Source organism: Ruegeria sp. BG8 (assembly GCF_056538325.1).
This window is the reverse complement of record NZ_JBQFSZ010000001.1, coordinates 61888-79775: the sequence shown is the minus strand read 5'-3', so window position 1 is coordinate 79775 and position 17888 is coordinate 61888. Positions and strand designations below refer to the sequence as shown.

16 protein-coding genes are annotated in these 17888 nt (G+C 55.1%); 4 read left to right on the top strand and 12 right to left on the bottom strand.

All coding sequences use genetic code 11. The features are described from left to right. Window positions 1-4 precede the first annotated feature (4 nt). A complete protein-coding gene (gene purS / locus ACR0DG_RS00410) occupies window positions 5-235 on the bottom strand; it encodes a phosphoribosylformylglycinamidine synthase subunit PurS (RefSeq protein WP_480693416.1) in 231 nt (76 codons plus the stop codon). Between the two features lie 183 nt (window positions 236-418). After that, entirely contained in the window at window positions 419-1174 is a 756-nt protein-coding gene (gene purC, locus ACR0DG_RS00405; RefSeq protein ID WP_480694953.1) for a phosphoribosylaminoimidazolesuccinocarboxamide synthase, read from the bottom strand. 186 nt (window positions 1175-1360) lie between these two features. Here purC and ACR0DG_RS00400 point away from each other — a divergent pair, with 186 nt between their 5' ends. Together ACR0DG_RS00400 and bmt are read left to right on the top strand one after the other, a co-directional pair. Next, on the top strand, window positions 1361-1678 hold the full coding sequence (locus ACR0DG_RS00400) for a DUF1476 domain-containing protein (protein WP_480693415.1): 318 nt from the start codon (window positions 1361-1363) through the stop codon (window positions 1676-1678). A gap of 119 nt (window positions 1679-1797) precedes the next feature. After that, window positions 1798-2811 carry a betaine--homocysteine S-methyltransferase gene (bmt, locus tag ACR0DG_RS00395; RefSeq protein ID WP_480693414.1) on the top strand — a complete coding sequence of 338 codons (1014 nt, stop codon included), beginning with the start codon at window positions 1798-1800 and terminating at the stop codon, window positions 2809-2811. 3 nt (window positions 2812-2814) lie between these two features. Here bmt and ACR0DG_RS00390 read toward each other — a convergent pair whose 3' ends face one another. The 10 genes from ACR0DG_RS00390 to ACR0DG_RS00345 all read right to left on the bottom strand — a co-directional run bounded on the left by ACR0DG_RS00390 (window position 2815) and on the right by ACR0DG_RS00345 (window position 14228). Then, window positions 2815-3591, bottom strand: coding sequence for an enoyl-CoA hydratase-related protein (locus ACR0DG_RS00390; RefSeq protein WP_480693413.1), 777 nt, complete (start codon window positions 3589-3591; stop codon window positions 2815-2817). Between the two features lie 74 nt (window positions 3592-3665). After that, on the bottom strand, window positions 3666-4121 hold the full coding sequence (locus ACR0DG_RS00385; RefSeq protein ID WP_480693412.1) for a cytochrome c-type biogenesis protein: 456 nt from the start codon (window positions 4119-4121) through the stop codon (window positions 3666-3668). Then, on the bottom strand, window positions 4118-6082 hold the full coding sequence (locus ACR0DG_RS00380) for a heme lyase CcmF/NrfE family subunit (protein WP_480693411.1): 1965 nt from the start codon (window positions 6080-6082) through the stop codon (window positions 4118-4120). Before ACR0DG_RS00380 ends, ACR0DG_RS00385 begins: the two co-directional genes overlap by 4 nt. A gap of 75 nt (window positions 6083-6157) precedes the next feature. Next, the gene (locus ACR0DG_RS00375) at window positions 6158-6736 is read right to left on the bottom strand and encodes a holin family protein (protein WP_480693410.1); all 579 of its coding nucleotides are present in this window, start codon (window positions 6734-6736) and stop codon (window positions 6158-6160) included. Beyond that, window positions 6727-7338 carry a holin-associated N-acetylmuramidase gene (locus ACR0DG_RS00370; RefSeq protein ID WP_480693409.1) on the bottom strand — a complete coding sequence of 204 codons (612 nt, stop codon included), beginning with the start codon at window positions 7336-7338 and terminating at the stop codon, window positions 6727-6729. The genes ACR0DG_RS00375 and ACR0DG_RS00370 overlap by 10 nt, the downstream gene beginning before the upstream one ends. 118 nt (window positions 7339-7456) lie before the next feature. Further along, window positions 7457-7903: a cytochrome c maturation protein CcmE gene (gene ccmE / locus ACR0DG_RS00365; RefSeq protein WP_480693408.1), complete on the bottom strand. Its 447-nt coding sequence runs from the start codon at window positions 7901-7903 to the stop codon at window positions 7457-7459. 7 nt (window positions 7904-7910) lie between these two features. Next, a complete protein-coding gene (gene argC, locus ACR0DG_RS00360) occupies window positions 7911-8939 on the bottom strand; it encodes an N-acetyl-gamma-glutamyl-phosphate reductase (RefSeq protein WP_480693407.1) in 1029 nt (342 codons plus the stop codon). A 93-nt stretch (window positions 8940-9032) separates the two neighbouring features. Then, window positions 9033-9842, bottom strand: coding sequence for a glutamate racemase (locus ACR0DG_RS00355; protein ID WP_480693406.1), 810 nt, complete (start codon window positions 9840-9842; stop codon window positions 9033-9035). Window positions 9843-9850: 8 nt separating this feature from the next. After that, complete coding sequence (locus tag ACR0DG_RS00350; protein WP_480693405.1) at window positions 9851-10729, bottom strand: lysophospholipid acyltransferase family protein; 879 nt, start codon at window positions 10727-10729, stop codon at window positions 9851-9853. A gap of 79 nt (window positions 10730-10808) precedes the next feature. Then, window positions 10809-14228, bottom strand: a complete 3420-nt coding sequence (locus tag ACR0DG_RS00345) for an indolepyruvate ferredoxin oxidoreductase family protein (RefSeq protein ID WP_480693404.1) — start codon at window positions 14226-14228, stop codon at window positions 10809-10811. 169 nt (window positions 14229-14397) lie between these two features. Between ACR0DG_RS00345 and ACR0DG_RS00340 the strand changes: the two genes are divergently transcribed. Next, the gene (locus tag ACR0DG_RS00340; protein ID WP_480693403.1) at window positions 14398-15306 is read left to right on the top strand and encodes a LysR family transcriptional regulator; all 909 of its coding nucleotides are present in this window, start codon (window positions 14398-14400) and stop codon (window positions 15304-15306) included. A 279-nt stretch (window positions 15307-15585) separates the two neighbouring features. Continuing rightward, a complete protein-coding gene (locus ACR0DG_RS00335; protein ID WP_480693402.1) occupies window positions 15586-17832 on the top strand; it encodes a mechanosensitive ion channel family protein in 2247 nt (748 codons plus the stop codon). Window positions 17833-17888: the final 56 nt, after the last annotated feature.

The window sequence follows — 17888 nt, the reverse complement described above, 5'->3', positions numbered from 1 at the left end:
CAGGTTAAACCAGTTCGATCTCGTAGCGTTCGATCACGGTATTTGCCAACAGCTTTTCGCACATCTCGGTGATATCAGCTTCGGTCGCACCGTCGGACAGTTCCAAGTCAATGACCTTGCCCTGACGAACCCCTTCGACCTGATCAAAGCCCATGGCACCCAATGCGTGGCGTACCGCCTCGCCCTGCGGGTCAAGAACCCCATTTTTGAGCATCACATGCACACGTGCTTTCATTCCTGCAACTCCAACCTTGGGCCTGGAATTCAGGCCCTGTTCCGTTGCGCGGGGGATAACGCGACAAAAGGGTTTCGACAACCCTTGTCTTAACGCAGTTTGCCGCAGGAATGCGCGCGAATGGCATAAAAAAACGCCACTCAACCGAGCGGCGTTTTCATAACGGAATTTCCGAACCGTCGATCAGTTGATCAACGTAGGCTTCGTCACGTTGGTTTGGGGCAAAACACCCAAACGGCGCGCGACCTCGGAATAGGCATCCGTCAGGCTGCCCAGATCCCGCCTGAACACGTCCTTATCCAACTTCTGCCCGCTTTCGATGTCCCACAGGCGGCAGCTGTCGGGGCTGATTTCGTCCGCCACGATCAAACGCTGGAAATCGCCCTCGAACACGCGACCAATTTCGATTTTGAAGTCGACCAGACGGATACCTACAGCCAGCATCATGCCGCTCATAAAGTCGTTCACGCGCAGAGCGAGGCTCAGGATATCATCCATGTCCTGCTGACTTGCCCATCCGAACGCCGCGATATGTTCTTCGGTCACCAGAGGATCACCCAGTGAGTCGTCTTTGTAGCAATATTCGACGATCGGACGGGGCAATTGCGTACCTTCGGCGATCCCAAGACGCTTTGACATGGACCCGGCAGCATAGTTGCGCACGATAACCTCAAGCGGCACGATCTCGCAGCTACGGACAAGTTGTTCGCGCATATTCAAGCGGCGAATGAAATGAGTCGGCACCCCGATCTGGTTCAGGCCCGTCATGAAGAACTCGCTCAGGCGGTTGTTCAGAACACCTTTGCCGTCAATGACGTCTTTCTTTTCCGCATTAAAAGCGGTGGCGTCGTCCTTGAAATACTGCACAATTGTGCCCGGCTCGGGGCCTTCGTACAGAATCTTGGCCTTGCCTTCATAGATTTTCTTGCGACGCGCCATAAGCGACCCTTCCAGACTGACGAGCGGGGGATTTCCCTGCTTCTTGGCGCTCTCATAGTCCAAGGCCCCGGTTCCCGCAAGTTCAGTAGACCGAGAGGGTTTGACGCAGCGCAAATCCCTTGCACCAGAGAGATGCAATAGTCATATCATGAATCAAGAAGATGTAATCCAAGAGGTCCCCAACCAATGACCACGTTTGACGAACGCGAAAACGCTTTTGAAGCCAAGTTCGCTCATGATGAGGAAATGCAGTTCAAAGCTCAGGCGCGCTGCAACAAGCTTTTGGGCCTATGGGCCGCGGAAAAGCTGGGTAAAGCCGGTGCCGACGCCGAAGAATATGCGAAAACTGTCGTGATCGCGGACATGGAAGAAGCCGGGCACGAAGATGTCGTCCGCAAAGTTTCGGGCGATCTTGGTGCTTTGTCCTCTGACGACGAGATTCGTGCCAAAATGGCTGAGCTTCTGCCCGAGGCCAAAGCGCAGGTTTTGACCGAGGCTGAATAAGGTCAAAATGCCCACCTCATGATCTTCATGAGATTTATGAATTTGATTTGATGCCCCGGTCGTGAGACACGGGGCGTCTTAGTTTTTATCGTCTGTGACGACTGTTTTGGAAAACTTGAATGACAAACGCGCTTAGTAAACTCCTGGAAACCAAAGACGCTATACTGGCCGACGGTGCTACGGGAACAAACCTTTTCAATATGGGTTTGCAATCGGGTGACGCTCCTGAACTTTGGAATGTAGATGCACCAGATAAAATTCGCGCTTTGTATCAAGGCTCAGTCGACGCGGGCAGCGATCTTTTCCTGACCAACACGTTTGGCGGTACGGCTGCACGTTTGAAATTGCATGACGCGCATACACGGGTCGGGGAACTGAACCGCATTGGCGCTGAACTTGGACGCGAAGTGGCCGACAAGGCCGGTCGGACCGTTGTTGTTGCGGGTTCTGTCGGTCCCACAGGTGAAATCATGGAACCGGTGGGTGCCCTGTCCCACGCAGGTGCCGTTGAAATGTTCCACGAACAGGCCGAGGCCCTCAAAGAAGGCGGGGCTGATGTTCTTTGGTTGGAAACCATCAGCGCGCCAGAAGAATTCCGCGCGGCGGCCGAAGCCTTTGCGATGGCTGACATGCCCTGGTGTGGAACCATGAGCTTTGACACGGCCGGGCGCACCATGATGGGTGTAACCTCAGCTGATTTGGCGCAACTGGTCGAGACGTTGCCCAACCCACCGCTAGCTTTTGGCGCGAATTGCGGAACTGGTGCGTCGGATATTTTGCGCACCGTCTTGGGCTTTGCCGCTCAGGGTACCGAACGCCCGGTGATTTCCAAAGGCAACGCCGGCATTCCCAAATACGTCAATGGCCATATCCATTATGACGGCACGCCCGAACTGATGGGCCAATATGCTGCAATGGCCCGTGATGCGGGCGCCACTATTATCGGCGGTTGCTGCGGCACAATGCCGGATCACTTGCGCAAAATGCGCGAGGCGTTGGACACGACCGAGCGTGGCGCGCGTCCGACATTGGATCAGATCACGGATGCGCTTGGGCCGTTTTCCTCTGCTTCAGACGGAACCGAAGAGGGTGCCGCGCCCGAACGCCGAACACGTCGCCGCCGTCGCGCTTAACGATCAGCGCCCCTCGAATTTCGGGGGGCGTTTTTGCATGAACGCAACCACACCTTCTGCGAAATCACGCGTCCGCCCACATTCACCTTGCAAATGTGCTTCGATCTCTAACTGCTGCGGCAGTGACTTTTCATAGGTCCCACGGATCGCTTTTTTGATGGCACTGAACCCCGCGGTCGGACCCTTAGCAAGGTATGCGGCACGCTGGCGCCAGTGTTCGTCGAACGCGTCATCGGCAACGGCCTCCCAGATCAGGCCCCAATCGTCGGCTTGTCGGGCGCTGATTTTCTCAGCAAACAGGGCGGCACCCATTGCTTTGGCAAACCCCATCTGTCGGGGCATGAACCACGTCCCACCCGCATCAGGCAGCAAACCCAATTGCGCAAAAGCCTGCATGAAATAGGCACTTTCCGCCGCAATCACGATATCTGCGCTAAGCGCGAGGTTGGCACCCGCACCGGCGGCAGGTCCATTGACTGCGACAATTGTGGGAACCGGGCAGTTGTAGATTGTTTCGAGCATGGGCTCATACTCATCCCGCAGCGTACGCTCCAGATCGATTTTTCCCGTGCTCGAAGCATCACCCAAGTCCTGACCCGAGCAAAACGCCTTCCCTGCCCCGGTCAACACGACCGCGCGTGCATTTTGCGCCGCGTGTTTCATCGCATGGGTCACTTCGGCCCTCATCTGCGCGGTCATGGCGTTCATTTTGTCGGGCCGATTCAACGTCACAACAGCCAGATCGTCCGCGATATCAAGCAGAAGAGTTTCGTAGTCCATTTGCGCCTCCCCCGGGGTCAGTCCTTGAGGTGACCCTGACGCAAACTGACCATAAGGGAAAGACCGACCAAGGGTCAGTCTTTGAGAATTTGCTCTAATCGCTTCTTTTCAGCGTCGCTGAGCGTATCGGATTCACCCGAATGTTCCGCATGTGACCGCTTTCGTAGAAAGTTCCACCCCATCGCAGCCGCGATCAACAACATGATGGGCCCGGCCAGCCACAACACAATGTTGGACCCGGACACGTTGGGTCTCAGCAAAACATATTCGCCATAACGGGCGACGATAAACTCGATCGCTTCTTCGTCGGTATCCCCTGCAACAAGGCGTTCGCGTAGCAAAAGGCGCAGATCACGCGCCAGATCGGCATTGCTTTCGTCAATGCTCTCATTCCGGCAAACGAGGCAACGCAAACCGGTGCTTAGATCGCGGGCGCGCTGTTCCAAAGCGGGGTCGTCCAGGATCTCGTCTGGCTGAACTGCAAAAACCGGCGAAGCGAGCAACGCCAGGATCAAGATCAGGCGCTTCATTCCGCGGGCACTCCGCCAGCAGGTGTCTTGCGCGCACCAGCCGCAACACGGAACCTGCGGTCAGACAGGCTAAGGCAACCGCCGAGGGCCATCAGGATACACCCGCCCCAGATCCAGTTGGCCAGCGGCTTTATATAGGTTCGAATAACCCATCCACCATCGGCCTGCTGGTCGCCGATTACGACATACAAGTCGCGAAGGAATTTATAGTCGATCGCGGCCTCGGTGGTCGGCATGCGGGCAACCGGGTAATCCCTTTTCTCGGGGTGCAGCGAACCGATTTGGCGTCCGTTCTGCTCAACCCGAACATCAGCCGTGGTTGAGAAGTAATTCGGTCCTTCGACCCGGCGCACATCTTCAAGCGTAAGAGTGAACTGACCAACTGTAAAAGGCTGGCCGGGTTGCGCGACACGAATGTCTTCCACTTCCCACGCGGTCAGCCCAGCGATGGCGAACATCGTCACGCCAAGCCCGCTATGCGCGACAGCTTTACCCCAGTCTGCACCCGGCAACCGGAACAGGCGTTGCAGGTTTCCTTTTCGTCCGGTGCGGCTCCACAAGTCCACGATCGCGCCGAAGGTGATCCAAGCGCCAAGGAACAAACCGACAGGCCCCAACGCGCTGCGTCCCGTTTGCATCGCCCAAACCAACAGGGCCAGCGCAACAGCAAGTATGAAGGCAAAACGCAGCGAATGAACCGCTTTCCCGATCTTTCCGCGCTTCCACGGCATCATCGCTCCCACTGGCAGAACAATACCCAGCGCGATCATGAACGGTGTAAACGCTGCGTTGAAAAACGGAGGACCAACCGACAACTTCCGGTCAAAAGCCATCTCGGCCACCATGGGCCAAAGCGTGCCAAAGAAAACAACGAAACAGCTGACAGCCAGAAGGATGTTGTTCAACACCAACGCGCTCTCGCGGCTGACCATTCCGAATACGCCCTTAGCTTCCATCGCTTGGGCACGCGCTGCAAACAAGGTCAGTGCACCACCGATGAAAACGACCAGAATAAGCAGGATGAAAACCCCGCGTTCAGGATCGTTGGCAAAGGCATGAACCGATGTCAGCAAGCCTGAGCGAACGATGAACGTTCCAATGAGTGAAAAGCCAAAGGCAATAATCGCCAACAGAATGGTCCAGCTTTTCAGTGCTTCGCGTTTTTCAACCACAATGGCCGAATGCAACAAGGCTGCGGCCAATAGCCAAGGCATGAACGACGCGTTCTCGACCGGGTCCCAGAACCAGAAACCACCCCAGCCAAGCTCGTAATAAGCCCACCACGACCCAAGCGCGATCCCGATCGTCAGGAACACCCAGGCCGCCAACGTCCAGGGCCGCACCCAACGGCCCCAGGCCGCGTCCACGCGTCCTTCGATCAACGCGGCAACGGCAAAGCTGAAGGCCATGCTCAGGCCGACATACCCCAAATACAAGAACGGGGGATGGAAGGCCAAGCCGGGGTCTTGCAGCAGGGGGTTAAGGTCCTGACCGTCAAAGGGGGCAACGACCAGACGATCAAATGGGTTAGAGGTGAACAGGATAAACGCATAGAACGCGACACCCACGGCTGCCTGGACCGCCAGGACCCTCGCCTTAAGTGTGGGCGGTAATCCCGCCCCAAATACCGCTGCCATCCCGCCAAATAGTGCGACGATGAGAACCCATAACAGCATCGAGCCTTCGTGGTTCCCCCAAGTGCCGCTGAACTTGTAGAGCATCGGCTTGGCGGAATGGCTGTTTTCAACCACCACCCGCAGGGAAAAATCCGACGTCACGAACGCCCACACCAACGCGCCAAAAGAAAACGCCACCAATGCCAGCTGGGCAATCGCGGCCGTTTCCCCGAATGTCATCCAGCCCGACCAACGTTTGGCGGCCCCGATCAACGGAACCACCGACTGAACGATCGCAACAAGAAATGCGAGAATAAGGGCGAAGTGTCCAAGCTCTGTAACCATGGCTTGGGATATAGTCCTGTAGGGCGTCGATCACCAATAACTTTCGCCTCAACGGACAGCACAAAGTGTCGCGGGTTATGCCCTCCGTTCACGCCGCCAGTCTTCCAGCGCTGGATTAGAGTCCGGTTTGGTAACACTTTCCGCCAAAACAACATCCGTGCCAGTATCGGCAGTGCCGACAAACTCTGCCCGCAAATTCTGGAGTGATTGCAGGTTTTGCAAAACCATCGGTACGCGTTCAATCGAAGTTCCGATCTCGCGTTGAAAATCCTGCATTTTTGCCTGATGACGCGCACCGAAATAGAATGAAACAATCACCCCAAGAAGCCACCACAAAGGCTCTGGCACCAATGCAATTCCCTGCATGCGGGATGCAAACCACAACGGGTCCACCATCGCCGCTACAAACAAGCCCAAGGTTCCCAGTGCAAGTGCAGGTCGGGGCAAACGGTTCAAACCATCTATGAACCGGTCATAGACACCTTTTCCGGAATGATTGAACTCGGCGCTGAATTGCATCAACGCATGTTGGCGCAAGGACAAATCCCGCTGGGCACCTTTTTCAGCGTTTTCGCGAAACACTTCTGCGGTTTCACGGACAACGTTGCGGCCATCGCCGAACAAGAAACTTAGGAAACCTGAAATCAATCCCATCCTGAAATCCTTTGTCTAAATTCCGCGTCACTAAGATGATACTTTTCCGAGATGAACTCCTCTGCCCGCCGTATCCACCCGCCCTTTCCACCGGCCCGTGTCCGGGCATATTTTCGAGAGTTCGGTCGCCGGTCAGCCAGACGGAAATAGTAGTTTCGACGCGCAACCCCATAAGCATCCCTAAGCGACGTGGGATGTGGCTTGGACGCGTCAGCACAGGCCTGTGCTGTCTGCGGGCCGATCATACCGTCAACGACAACCGCAAAACCCATATCTTTCAGCAGTTTTTGCAGTATTCGAACGGCCTGATTTCCGGCGTTTACGTACATATCGAATACCGACGCTTGTGCTGCCTTCGGCAGAAGATCGAGCCGAGGTCGGTAGAAGTAATGCGATACGAAAAGGTCCATCGCCTGAGATTTGCTGAGCATTTTAACATCAGCTGTCGTGACCTGCCCGTCGCCGGTTAAATCCAAACCCAATTGCCGCATCGTATGGATTGTCACGCCATATTTCGTTGCGCCGCCCGGGTCGTCGGGATCATCAACAAACCCACCTTCCCGCGATACTATTTCATTGGCCAATTGCCGGACTGTACGCATTGAAACCTCTGTGTTGAGCTGCACAAAGGCTGAAAGAAAAGAATTAAAGTGTTCCAACAAAATCGGGCGCTGCCCTGTTCAAAGAGGCAACGCCCGAAAAACCAAGTTTTCTAGCGGATCAGCCTTCGTCGGCTTCCTTGTAGACACCCTGCTCTTTCAAGGCATCCACGACCTCTTTTGGCATGTAGGTTTCATCGTGCTTCGCAAGTATTTCAGTGGCTTCAAACACGCCGTTTACGTAGCTGCCCGTGCCCACCATACCTTGGTTTTCAGTGAACAGATCCGGCAGAACGCCGGTAAATGCTACAGGCACGCTTTCTCCGCCGTCGGTTACAACGAAACGAACCGTTTCGCCCTGCCCGCGAACAATCGAACCTTCTTCGACCAGACCGCCAATCCGGAACACTTCGGTCGGCTTAGGAGGTTCAGCGATGACTTCGCTTGGTGAACGGAAGAAATTGATCCCGTCCTTTAGCGCGATCCCAATAAACGCTGTCGAGGCTACAAGGGCGACAACAGCCACCAATATGATTTGGACGCGACGGCGTTTCTTGAGCGTTTTCATGTCATCCTCACGGAAACAGAGGGGCCATCAACAGGCCTGCGGTTTCAGTTTCACCTAACATCAGGTTAGCATTCTGCAAGGCTTGCCCACTGCTACCTTTTGTCAGGTTATCCAATGCACCGATCACTATGGCGCGACGTTCGATACGGTCGCCGACTACGCCTATGTGGCAATAGTTCGAGCCGCGAACATGATGGGTCGACGGCGTCTCACCAAAAGGGAGCATCTGGATAAATGGTTCGTGCTCATAGGTTTTCGCCAGTGTATCATAGACGCTGGCCGGGTCACCTTTGACGTAAGTCGTAGCAAGAATCCCGCGATTGGCGGGTACAAGGTGAGGTGTAAACTGAACATGCACCGGACGCCCGGCTAGGGCTGAAAACTCCTGATCGAATTCGCCCAGATGACGGTGCGTTCCGCCAACAGCATAGGCGTTGTAGCCTTCGCTCAACTCGGCGTGCAGCAGGTTTTCCTTGAGCGACCGGCCCGCGCCTGACACCGCGCATTTCAAGTCCAGAATGATATCGTCCAGGTCAATTACACCCGCTGTGATTAGAGGTCGAAGGACGTATTGTCCGGTTGCTGCGTTACAGCCCGTTCCTGCGACCAGCCGCGCGGCGCGGATGTCTTCGCGGTAGAATTCAGTCAGACCGTAAACCGCCTCGTCCTGCTGATCCAAAGCGGCGTGCGCGTTTCCATACCACTTTTCGTACTCGGCGGGATCGTTCAGTCGGAAATCTGCGGACAGATCGACGATCTTCAAATTTCGGGGAAGGTCACGAATAACCTCCTGGCTGGTTTTGTGCGGTAAGGCGCAAAAGCACAGGTCAATCTGCGAAAAGTCGATCTCTGAGATTTTGCACAGGTCCGGCAGTTGCATGTGGCGCAGATGGGGAAAAACCTGCGCCATCGACTGACCAGCTTTTCTTTCAGCCGCAAGAGCCCTGATTTCCATATTCGGATGTTCGGCGATCAGCCGCACCAACTCGGCCCCGGTGTAACCGGACGCGCCTAAGATTGCGATTTTGTGGGCCATGTCAGACCTCTATTCTAGTGTGCCACATGATTTGACCGCCTATGCGACGGTTTTTGAACTACGGGAACGGGTGGACGTCGTCCTTGACCTAGGTCAGACCGCTTTGAAGGTGATCTTTCGTCGGAGGAACTGCGTGGCCCGGTCGCTTACCACATCGGGCTTTCCTGTCGTCAGAAATCCGCCAGCGCCCTGCCCCAACATATTTGGGTGGCGCTTTAGATAATCTCCAAGGCTCTCTGCAACCAAGTCTCCCTGGCTGAAAACCTGAACTTCATCTCCCAACGCTTGCTGGAACGTTTCGGCCATCAGCGGATAATGCGTACATCCCAGAATAGCAGCCTGAGGCTCGGGCATCTTGCGCTTGAGCGCATCAACGTGGCTGCGCACCAAGGCTTCAGCCAAGATCATGTCGCCGTCTTCGATCGCATCGACGACCCCACCACAGGCCTGTGCTTCGACATCAACCCCGATCGCTCGGAAGGCAAGCTCACGCTGAAACGCTCGGCTTGAAACCGTCGCAGGCGTGGCGAACAAGGCTACGTGTTTCACGGCCACTTCGCGCGGCGGACTGTTGTCACCCCATTGCCGCTCGGTCAAAGCTTCGATCAGCGGAACGAACACGCCCAACACGCGCTTGCCTTCTGGAACGCCTTCTTCCTGCATACGGCGCAACGCTGCCGCACTGGCCGTGTTGCAGGCCAGAATCACCAGATCACATCCACGGGACCACAGATCATTTACCGCTCCGCGCGTTAACCCGTAGATGTCTTCAGCATCACGCACGCCGTATGGCGCATGCGCACTGTCCGCATAGTACAGAAAATCCACCTCAGGCAGATGCTTCTGCGCGGCGTCCAATACGGTCAGACCGCCCAGCCCTGAATCAAAAATACCTACTGCCATTTGCCCCTTCAGGCGCGATGCCGTTCCTCGAATTCATAGCCGTAATCATAAGACTTCAACGGCTTCGGAGACAGCTCATACGTGGCTTTGCGAAGGAAATCCATCATCTTGCGCGTATCCTTTGCCAAAGGATCCAAGACGTCGCGGTCGATCGGATTGCCAATCACCACTTTAACCGGCGTATCGACGCGTTTTTTGAACTCTTTTATCAGCAGGCCCATCCGCAGCGTGTTGTGCAAATGACTGGCGATCTGGAACAAGCGCGACGTATGACCTTCAAAAAATACTGGCACGACCGTTGCGTTCGATTTTGCCACCATCCGAGCAGTGAAACCACGCCATCCCGGATCCATTGGATACGAGAACGGTTTCACACCTGTACTGACCGTTCCGCCGGGGAATATTCCAATGGCGCCACCATCGCTCAGGTAATTCAAGGCCGTTTTCCGAGTCTCCAGGTTTTGCTTCATTGCCTCTTTTGTTTCATCGAACGAAATCGGCAGGATAATTTTGTTCAAGTCCTGGGCTTTTCTGAACACGTGGTTGGCCAAAATCCTGAAATCACCACGCGCTTGCGACAGGATATGCCCCATCATCATCCCGTCCAGAATCCCGTAAGGATGATTGGCAATCAGAATAAGCGGCCCGGTCTTCGGAATATTCGACAACGAACCGCTAACTATGTCCAATGACAGCCCATACCGTTCAACCATAACAGCCCAGAAATCCCGGCCCTGAGCGACCTCTTCTTCGTACCCGTCAGCACGTTTAATCAGACGCATACGGCCCGTCGTGTTCTCCATCAACTTGATGACCATTCTTCCGCCTTTTGTCTCGGCGGAATAGGCATACGAGATGTCACGTGCGACATGGCGGCGCGAGGGCATTGGAGTCTCCAGATTTTGTGCCTGCAAAATAGGTGTAAGAGACGATTTTGCCTAGTGATCGTGACAGAGTTGTGACGATTTACTCGGCAGCAGCCTGCAAATCCGGCCCTCCGTTTCGTATGACGGTCAAAAGCTCTTCTCGGCGTTTTGCCGCTTTGGCTTCGTTTTCCTTCAGCACTGGGCCGAACCCGCGTATGTCCAAAGGCAGCTGCGCCAAGGCAATGACGGCATCACGCGTTTGGTCAGAGATCATGGGCATAACCTCTTTCAGGTCGCGTTCATACTGCTTGATCAGAGCCCGTTCCATGCGACGTTCGGCACTGTAGCCAAAGATATCCAGCGGTGTGCCGCGCAAAACCTTGAGCTTGCTCATCAGTTTCAACGGGCCCTGCATCCACTCTCCGTAAGACCGTTTACGTGGACGACCGTCAGTACCTGTTCCACCCAGGATCGGTGGTGCAAGGTGAAACGTCATTTTGAAATCGCCATCGAATTCAGCAGCCGCTTTTTCCCGCGTGGACAGCAACAATCGCGCCACTTCGTATTCATCCTTATAGGACAACAGCTTATGATACCCTTTCGCAACGGCATCGCGGATTTCGACATCATCAAACGCTTCGACAAGCTTGCGATACCGTTTGGCCAACCGGCCACTTTGGTAAGCCTTCAGATGATCCGCGCGGAATGCGATACGCTGTTCCGGCGTTTGGGGGAGTTCGGTGACGTTCGGCTGCAAAACCTCGCGCACCTTTTCTGGGTGCAACACGGCCCAGCGACCGATATCAAACGCGCGTTTGTTACGCTCAACCGCCGTTCCATTCAGTTCAATTGCAGCGATTACGGCATTATGGCTGATCGGCAGCAACCCTCGCTGCCACGCGGCCCCAAAGACCATCATGTTCGAATAGATCGAGTCCCCCATCACAGCGCGCGCAAGGTCGGTTGCATCGAACAACGAAACATCGTCTTTGAGCCGTGCCTGTAACGCAAGCTCTAGCCGGTCACCCGGTATTCTGAACTTGGTATCGCGCGTGAAATCGCCGGTAACCGTTTCGTGGCTGTTCACGACGGCACCTGTTTGCCCGGACCGCGTCAAACCAAGCGTCTTTGCACCTGCCGAGACGACAAGATCGCCGCCGATTAACGCATGGGCCTCACCCGTTGCTACGCGAATGGCGCTGATGTCTTCAGGTCGGTTCGCAAGACGGCAATGGATATGCACCGCCCCGCCTTTCTGCGCCAAACCGGCCATCTCCATCATGCCGGCCCCTTTCCCGTCAATTTGGGCCGCCTGTGCAAGCACAGCACCCAGTGTGACAACCCCGGTTCCGCCAATCCCTGTAATGACCACGTTATGGGTACCGTTGATCTGCGGCAGAGTCGGTGCGGGTAAATCCGGCAGGTCGATATTGGTTGTTGCCTCTTTGCGGATTTGCGCGCCCTCCAGCGTCACGAAAGACGGGCAAAACCCCTTAAGACAAGAGAAATCCTTGTTGCAGCTTGATTGATCGATCGCGCGTTTTCGGCCAAGCTCGGTCTCTTTGGGGACGATTGACACGCAATTCGACTGAGTTCCACAATCACCGCAGCCTTCGCATATGTCAGTATTGATAAACACGCGTTTGTCGGGATCTGGGAACGTTCCACGCTTGCGCCTGCGCCGCTTTTCCGCGGCGCAGGTCTGGATGTACACAATGACCGAGACTCCCTCGACCTCACGCAGCTTTTCCTGAACATGCATCAACTCAGCACGTTCAAATGCTTCGATCCCGGAGGGCAGAGCCTTGAAATTCACATCCTCTTTTTCGTCATAGACGACCACCACGTCTTTGACGCCCATGGCTTTGACCTCGGCCACGATGCGTTCGGCGGTCAGGTCACCTTCGTTCTCTTGCCCACCTGTCATTGCAACAGCGTCATTAAAGAGGATCTTGAACGTAATATTGGTGCCCGCAGACAAAGCAGCCCGTATCGCCTGTACGCCCGAGTGGTTGTAAGTTCCATCGCCGAGGTTCTGGAACACATGCTTGGTTTTTGAAAACGGCGCCTCACCAATCCAGTTGGCCCCTTCACCCCCCATCTGCGTAAAACCCGAGGTGTTCCGATCCATCCATTGGACCATGTAGTGACATCCGATGCCCGCATAAGCCCGGCTACCGTCGGGAACTTTGGTGGAACTGTTATGCGGACAGCCTGAACAGAAATACGGAAGTCGCGTCGCGATCTCTTCGGCGTTGTCGGCCCGCCGTGCCTCGGTCAGTTTTTCCAGACCTGCCCGCACACCATCTGTGTCGCGACCTTCTTCGATCAGAATTCCACCCAGCTTTTCCGCGATCATGTTGGGATCAAGGGCACCGCGCGTTGGGAACAGCTCTTCGCGGTGCAGCGTTCCAGCCCCGCCCTTGTACCACCCATAAACACGGCGACCACGCCGGTCGTCGAAAATGGCCTCTTTGACCTGAACCTCAATCAGCTTGCGCTTTTCCTCAACGATAACAATCAGATCAAGACCTTCGGCCCAGTCGTGAAAGCCCGCCATGTCCAAGGGAAATGTCTGACCAATCTTGTAGGTGGTGATACCTAGACGTTCAGCTTCGGTGGCGTCAATATTCAAAAGCGACAGCGCATGGGTAAGATCCAGCCAGTTTTTACCGGCCGCAACGAAACCGATCTTTGCACCAGGTTTACCCCATACGCGCTTGTCCATCTTGTTGGCGTGAGAAAACGTCTCGGCCGCAAAGCGCTTGTAGTCGATAATACGCCCCTCCTGCAGGTGGGGCGTATCGCCTAGCCGAATATTCAGACCACCTTCGGGCATGTCGAATTCGGGTACGATTACGTTCATGCGCTCAGGGCTTCCATCCACAACCGAGGTCACCTCGATCGTGTCTTTCATAGTCTTTAGCCCCACCCAAACACCCGCAAAACGGCTGAGCGCAAACCCATAAATCCCGTAATCCAGTATCTCTTGGACACCTGCGGGACTGACGACAGGCATGTACATGTCGACCAGTGACCATTCGGATTGATGTAAGACGGTCGAGCTTTCGCCGGTATGGTCATCACCCATCGCCATCAGAACACCACCGTGCTCGGCCGTTCCGGCCATGTTGGCGTGGCGCATCACGTCGCCGGAACGATCCACCCCGGGACCTTTGCCGTACCAAAGCCCGAAAACACCATCGTACAGACCATCTCCGCGCAAACCTGCCTGCTGACTGCCCCATAACGCCGTCGCAGCAAGATCCTCATTCAACCCAAACTGGAAGGTCACATCGCTTTCGGCCAACTGCTTCTGCGCGCGCATCATCTGTTGATCGACCGCGCCCAAGGGCGATCCACGGTATCCGGTCACAAGACCAGCGGTGTTCAACCCCAGCTTTCGATCTCTGGCTTTTTGCATCAACATCAGGCGCACAAGCGCCTGCGTGCCGTTCAATAAGACCGGGCTTTTCTTCAGATCGAACCTGTCGTTCAGAGTTATATGTGGCTGACTCATCAGACGTCTCCCCTCGTCAGATCAGTGTGCTTCATTTATGAACATAATAGGTCATCATTTCTGACCTGCATAGAGTTTATCCACTGAATCATAAGGATTTCAGCCTTTGATTATGGAAGTTATCACCTATTTCATATAGGCGTTCCGAAGGATAACGAAAGTTGCGGCGATGGATTGGGACAAGCTTAGGATATTTCACGCGGTCGCGGATGCGGGCAGCCTGACACACGCTGGTGACAAGCTGAATCTGTCGCAATCCGCCGTCAGCCGGCAAATTCGGGCACTGGAAGAATCCCTTGATTCGACATTGTTCCACCGGCACGCACGCGGCCTGATCCTGACAGAACAGGGTGAGCTTTTGTTCGATGCGACTTCGGCCATGTCAAAACGCCTGGACGCCGCAGCTGCCAGAATTCGGGACAGCGAAGAAGAAGTGTTCGGTGTTCTGCGCGTTACTACAACTTTTGGTTTCGGAACGCTCTGGCTCGCACCGCGTCTGCCGAAACTTTATGAACAATACCCAGACCTTAACATCGACCTGATGCTTGAAGAACGGGTCCTTGATCTGCCAATGCGCGAAGCTGACGTCGCAATCCGTATGAAAGAACCCAGTCAGGCTGATTTGGTTCGCAAACGGCTAATGACGGTCCAGATGCAGCTCTATGCAACGCAGGAATATCTTGACGGTGGCGCTGGCCACCCAAAAACCCTTGAAGACATCGCGAAACATCGTCTGATTTGCCAGACACCGGCTGCACCGCAGGTTGGTGCCAGCGCCGCAATGGTCCGCCATCTGATGACGTACAATCCCGGCTCTTTGTTGACGGTGAACAACTACTTCGGGGTGCTTCAAGGGGTGCTTCACAATTTGGGCATCGGTGTTTTGCCAGACTATGTGACACAGGATTTCTCGCATCTGGTGCCCATCTTGTCAGACATAGAAACGGCTGACGTACCGGTGTACCTCGCGTACCCCGAGGAACTGCGCCATTCCAAACGCGTTGCAGCCTTTAGGGACTTTGTCCAGGATGAGATCATTGCGCAGCGCAAACAGCTGAAGCAAATGGGAAAACTCTAGCTATGCACCCTAAGCATAGCGGACATGCCGAAACTACAGCCTGTTAAATCTTGATCGTTAACAAACTGATCCCTAAATGAGCACTCGAAGGCGGTGATGCTGAAACGCTCATCATCTTCATACCTCCCTGTTGGACTACGGCCGAGCTTAGTGCTCGGCCTTTTTTTTGGCTTTGCGTTCAGAAGCCCGCTTCAACACGACGAAACATCTGGGAAAATCCGATACTTATCCGTATGATCACGAAAAAATTACCAAGACGCATGATCGAGGACAGATTCGATGTTTCACCCCATCCGCCTTTTGCTGGCGTTGATTTTGGCCGTTATTGTCGCCGGGCCTGTTACCGCTCAGGAGGCAGGCACCCCTACGCCAGTCACCATCCCTGAGAATTTAACGCCCGAGCAGGTCGATGATCTTGTTGCCAGAATGTCTGACGATCAAGTGCGCGCCATCCTGCTGGAGCGTCTGGACGCCGTCGCCGAACAACGCGCCGCGGAACAGGCAAACGTCGAAGACCCACTTACGGAAATAAGTGAAATCTGGGCCGAGATGGTCGGCTCCTGGACCCATGTCCTGACAACGATACCGAATATCTTCTCGGCTCAGGTCGTCGCGTTCAGCAACTTTTCCACCACATTCGGGGAAACCGGCGTATTTGTTCTGTTCGGTTTGGTTTTGTCGGTTCTTGTCGCGGGTTTTGTGGCCGAAAAACTGTTCAACCTGTTGACCCGCAAGTGGCACGAAACATCGAAAGTCGGCGATGAAGGTGACCTTTGGGGCGCCGTTAACTACCTGTTTCGCCGCTTTTGCCGCGAAATCGCTGGACTTGTGGTGTTCTACGTCGTGATCCGCGCCTTAGGGCGCGCAGTGCTCACACAAGAGCAGATCACCTATGCCGCACCTTTCGTGTTCTATCTGATCTGGATTCCCCGCCTTGGTGCCGCTGTTTCACGCTTCCTGCTGGCCCCAAAACAGCCAAAATACCGTTTGGTTAACACCGACGACCACTGGGCGCAGTATTTGCACCGAAATCTGATTGGCCTCTTGTTCCTGATCGGGTTCACCTTGTTCCTGATCCACTTCAACGACCTGAATGGCGTTACTGGCGAAGACACGCGCATCATCTTCTGGTTCAACGCAGCCATTCATATTTACATCGGCTTGATCGCGTGGACAGCACGCGAAGGTCTGTCGCAAATGATGTTGGGGACCGATCCGGACTACAGTCAGTTCGACGAGCAAGTCGCCCATTACTACCCCTACTTCGCAATTGGAGTGTCAGCCGCCAGTTGGGTTTTGGTTGAGTTCCTTGTCGCTCAACGTGATCCAACCACGATTGCGCTGTTGGTCAAAGGCGCACATTTCACCACGATGTTCTGGCTGTTGATCGCGCCCGCGCTGGATACGTTGATCCGCGGCCTTGTACGCCACCTGCAGCCCCCCATGCTGGGCGAAGGCCCGATTGCCGAACAGGCCTATAAGTCGACAAAACGCAGTTACATTCGCATCGGTCGCGTATTGGCTGGCATTCTGGTGATACTGATGATCGCCAATGCCTGGGACCTGGACTTGCGAGAAATCGCGGGAGGCGGCGACGAATCCGGCAGTCGTCTGATCCAGTTCTTCATTATCATTGCGGTGGGCTACATTCTGAACGAAGTCGTCTCACTCTGGATTAACCGCCGCCTTGCCAAAGAGATGACCGCCTCTGGGCAGAGCCCAGACGAAGAAGCTGGCGAAGGCGGCGGCGCGGGTGGTTCGCGTCTGGCCACTGTTTTACCCCTTCTGCGGGTTACGGCTCAGATTGCTATAGCTGTGATCTTCATACTTCTTGCGCTAGGCGCGCTGGGTCTGGACATCACGCCGCTTTTGGCCGGTGCCGGTATCCTGGGCCTCGCCATTGGCTTTGGTGCTCAGAAACTGGTGTCGGACATCGTGGGGGGTATTTTCTTCCTGATCGATGACGCGTTCCGGGTGGGTGAGTATGTCGACGTTGGCGGAACGACCGGAACTGTCGAAAAAATCTCAATCCGGTCAATGCAGCTGCGCCATCATCGCGGCCCGGTCCACACCATTCCGTACGGCGAGATTCAGAAGTTGACCAACTACAGTCGCGACTGGGTCATCATGAAGCTGAAGTTCACAGTGCCCTTCGACACCGACCCCAACAAGGTCAAGAAGATCTTCAAGAAGATCGGTGCCGAGATGATGGAAGACGAACTGCACAAGGACGGATTCCTGCAGCCCTTCAAGTCGCAAGGTGTGTTCGATTTTGACGACGTGGGCATGATCATCCGCGGCAAATTCATGGCCAAGCCAGGCAAGCAGTTCACCCTTCGTAAGGAAATCTTCAACCGCGTCAAAGCGGCCTTTAAGGAAAACGGGATCGACTTTGCCCGCCGCGAGGTTCGTGTGGCGATTCCGGGGTTAGAAGAAGCTGAGCACATCACCGATCAACAAAAGGCAGCTATCGGCGCGGCGGCCAGCGACGCCGTTAATCAGGGCCAGGGCCCGGCCCAAGGTTAACCCTATTGACCGCACCCAAAATGGTATTGGGTGCGGTTCAAACCCCCAAATTTTCC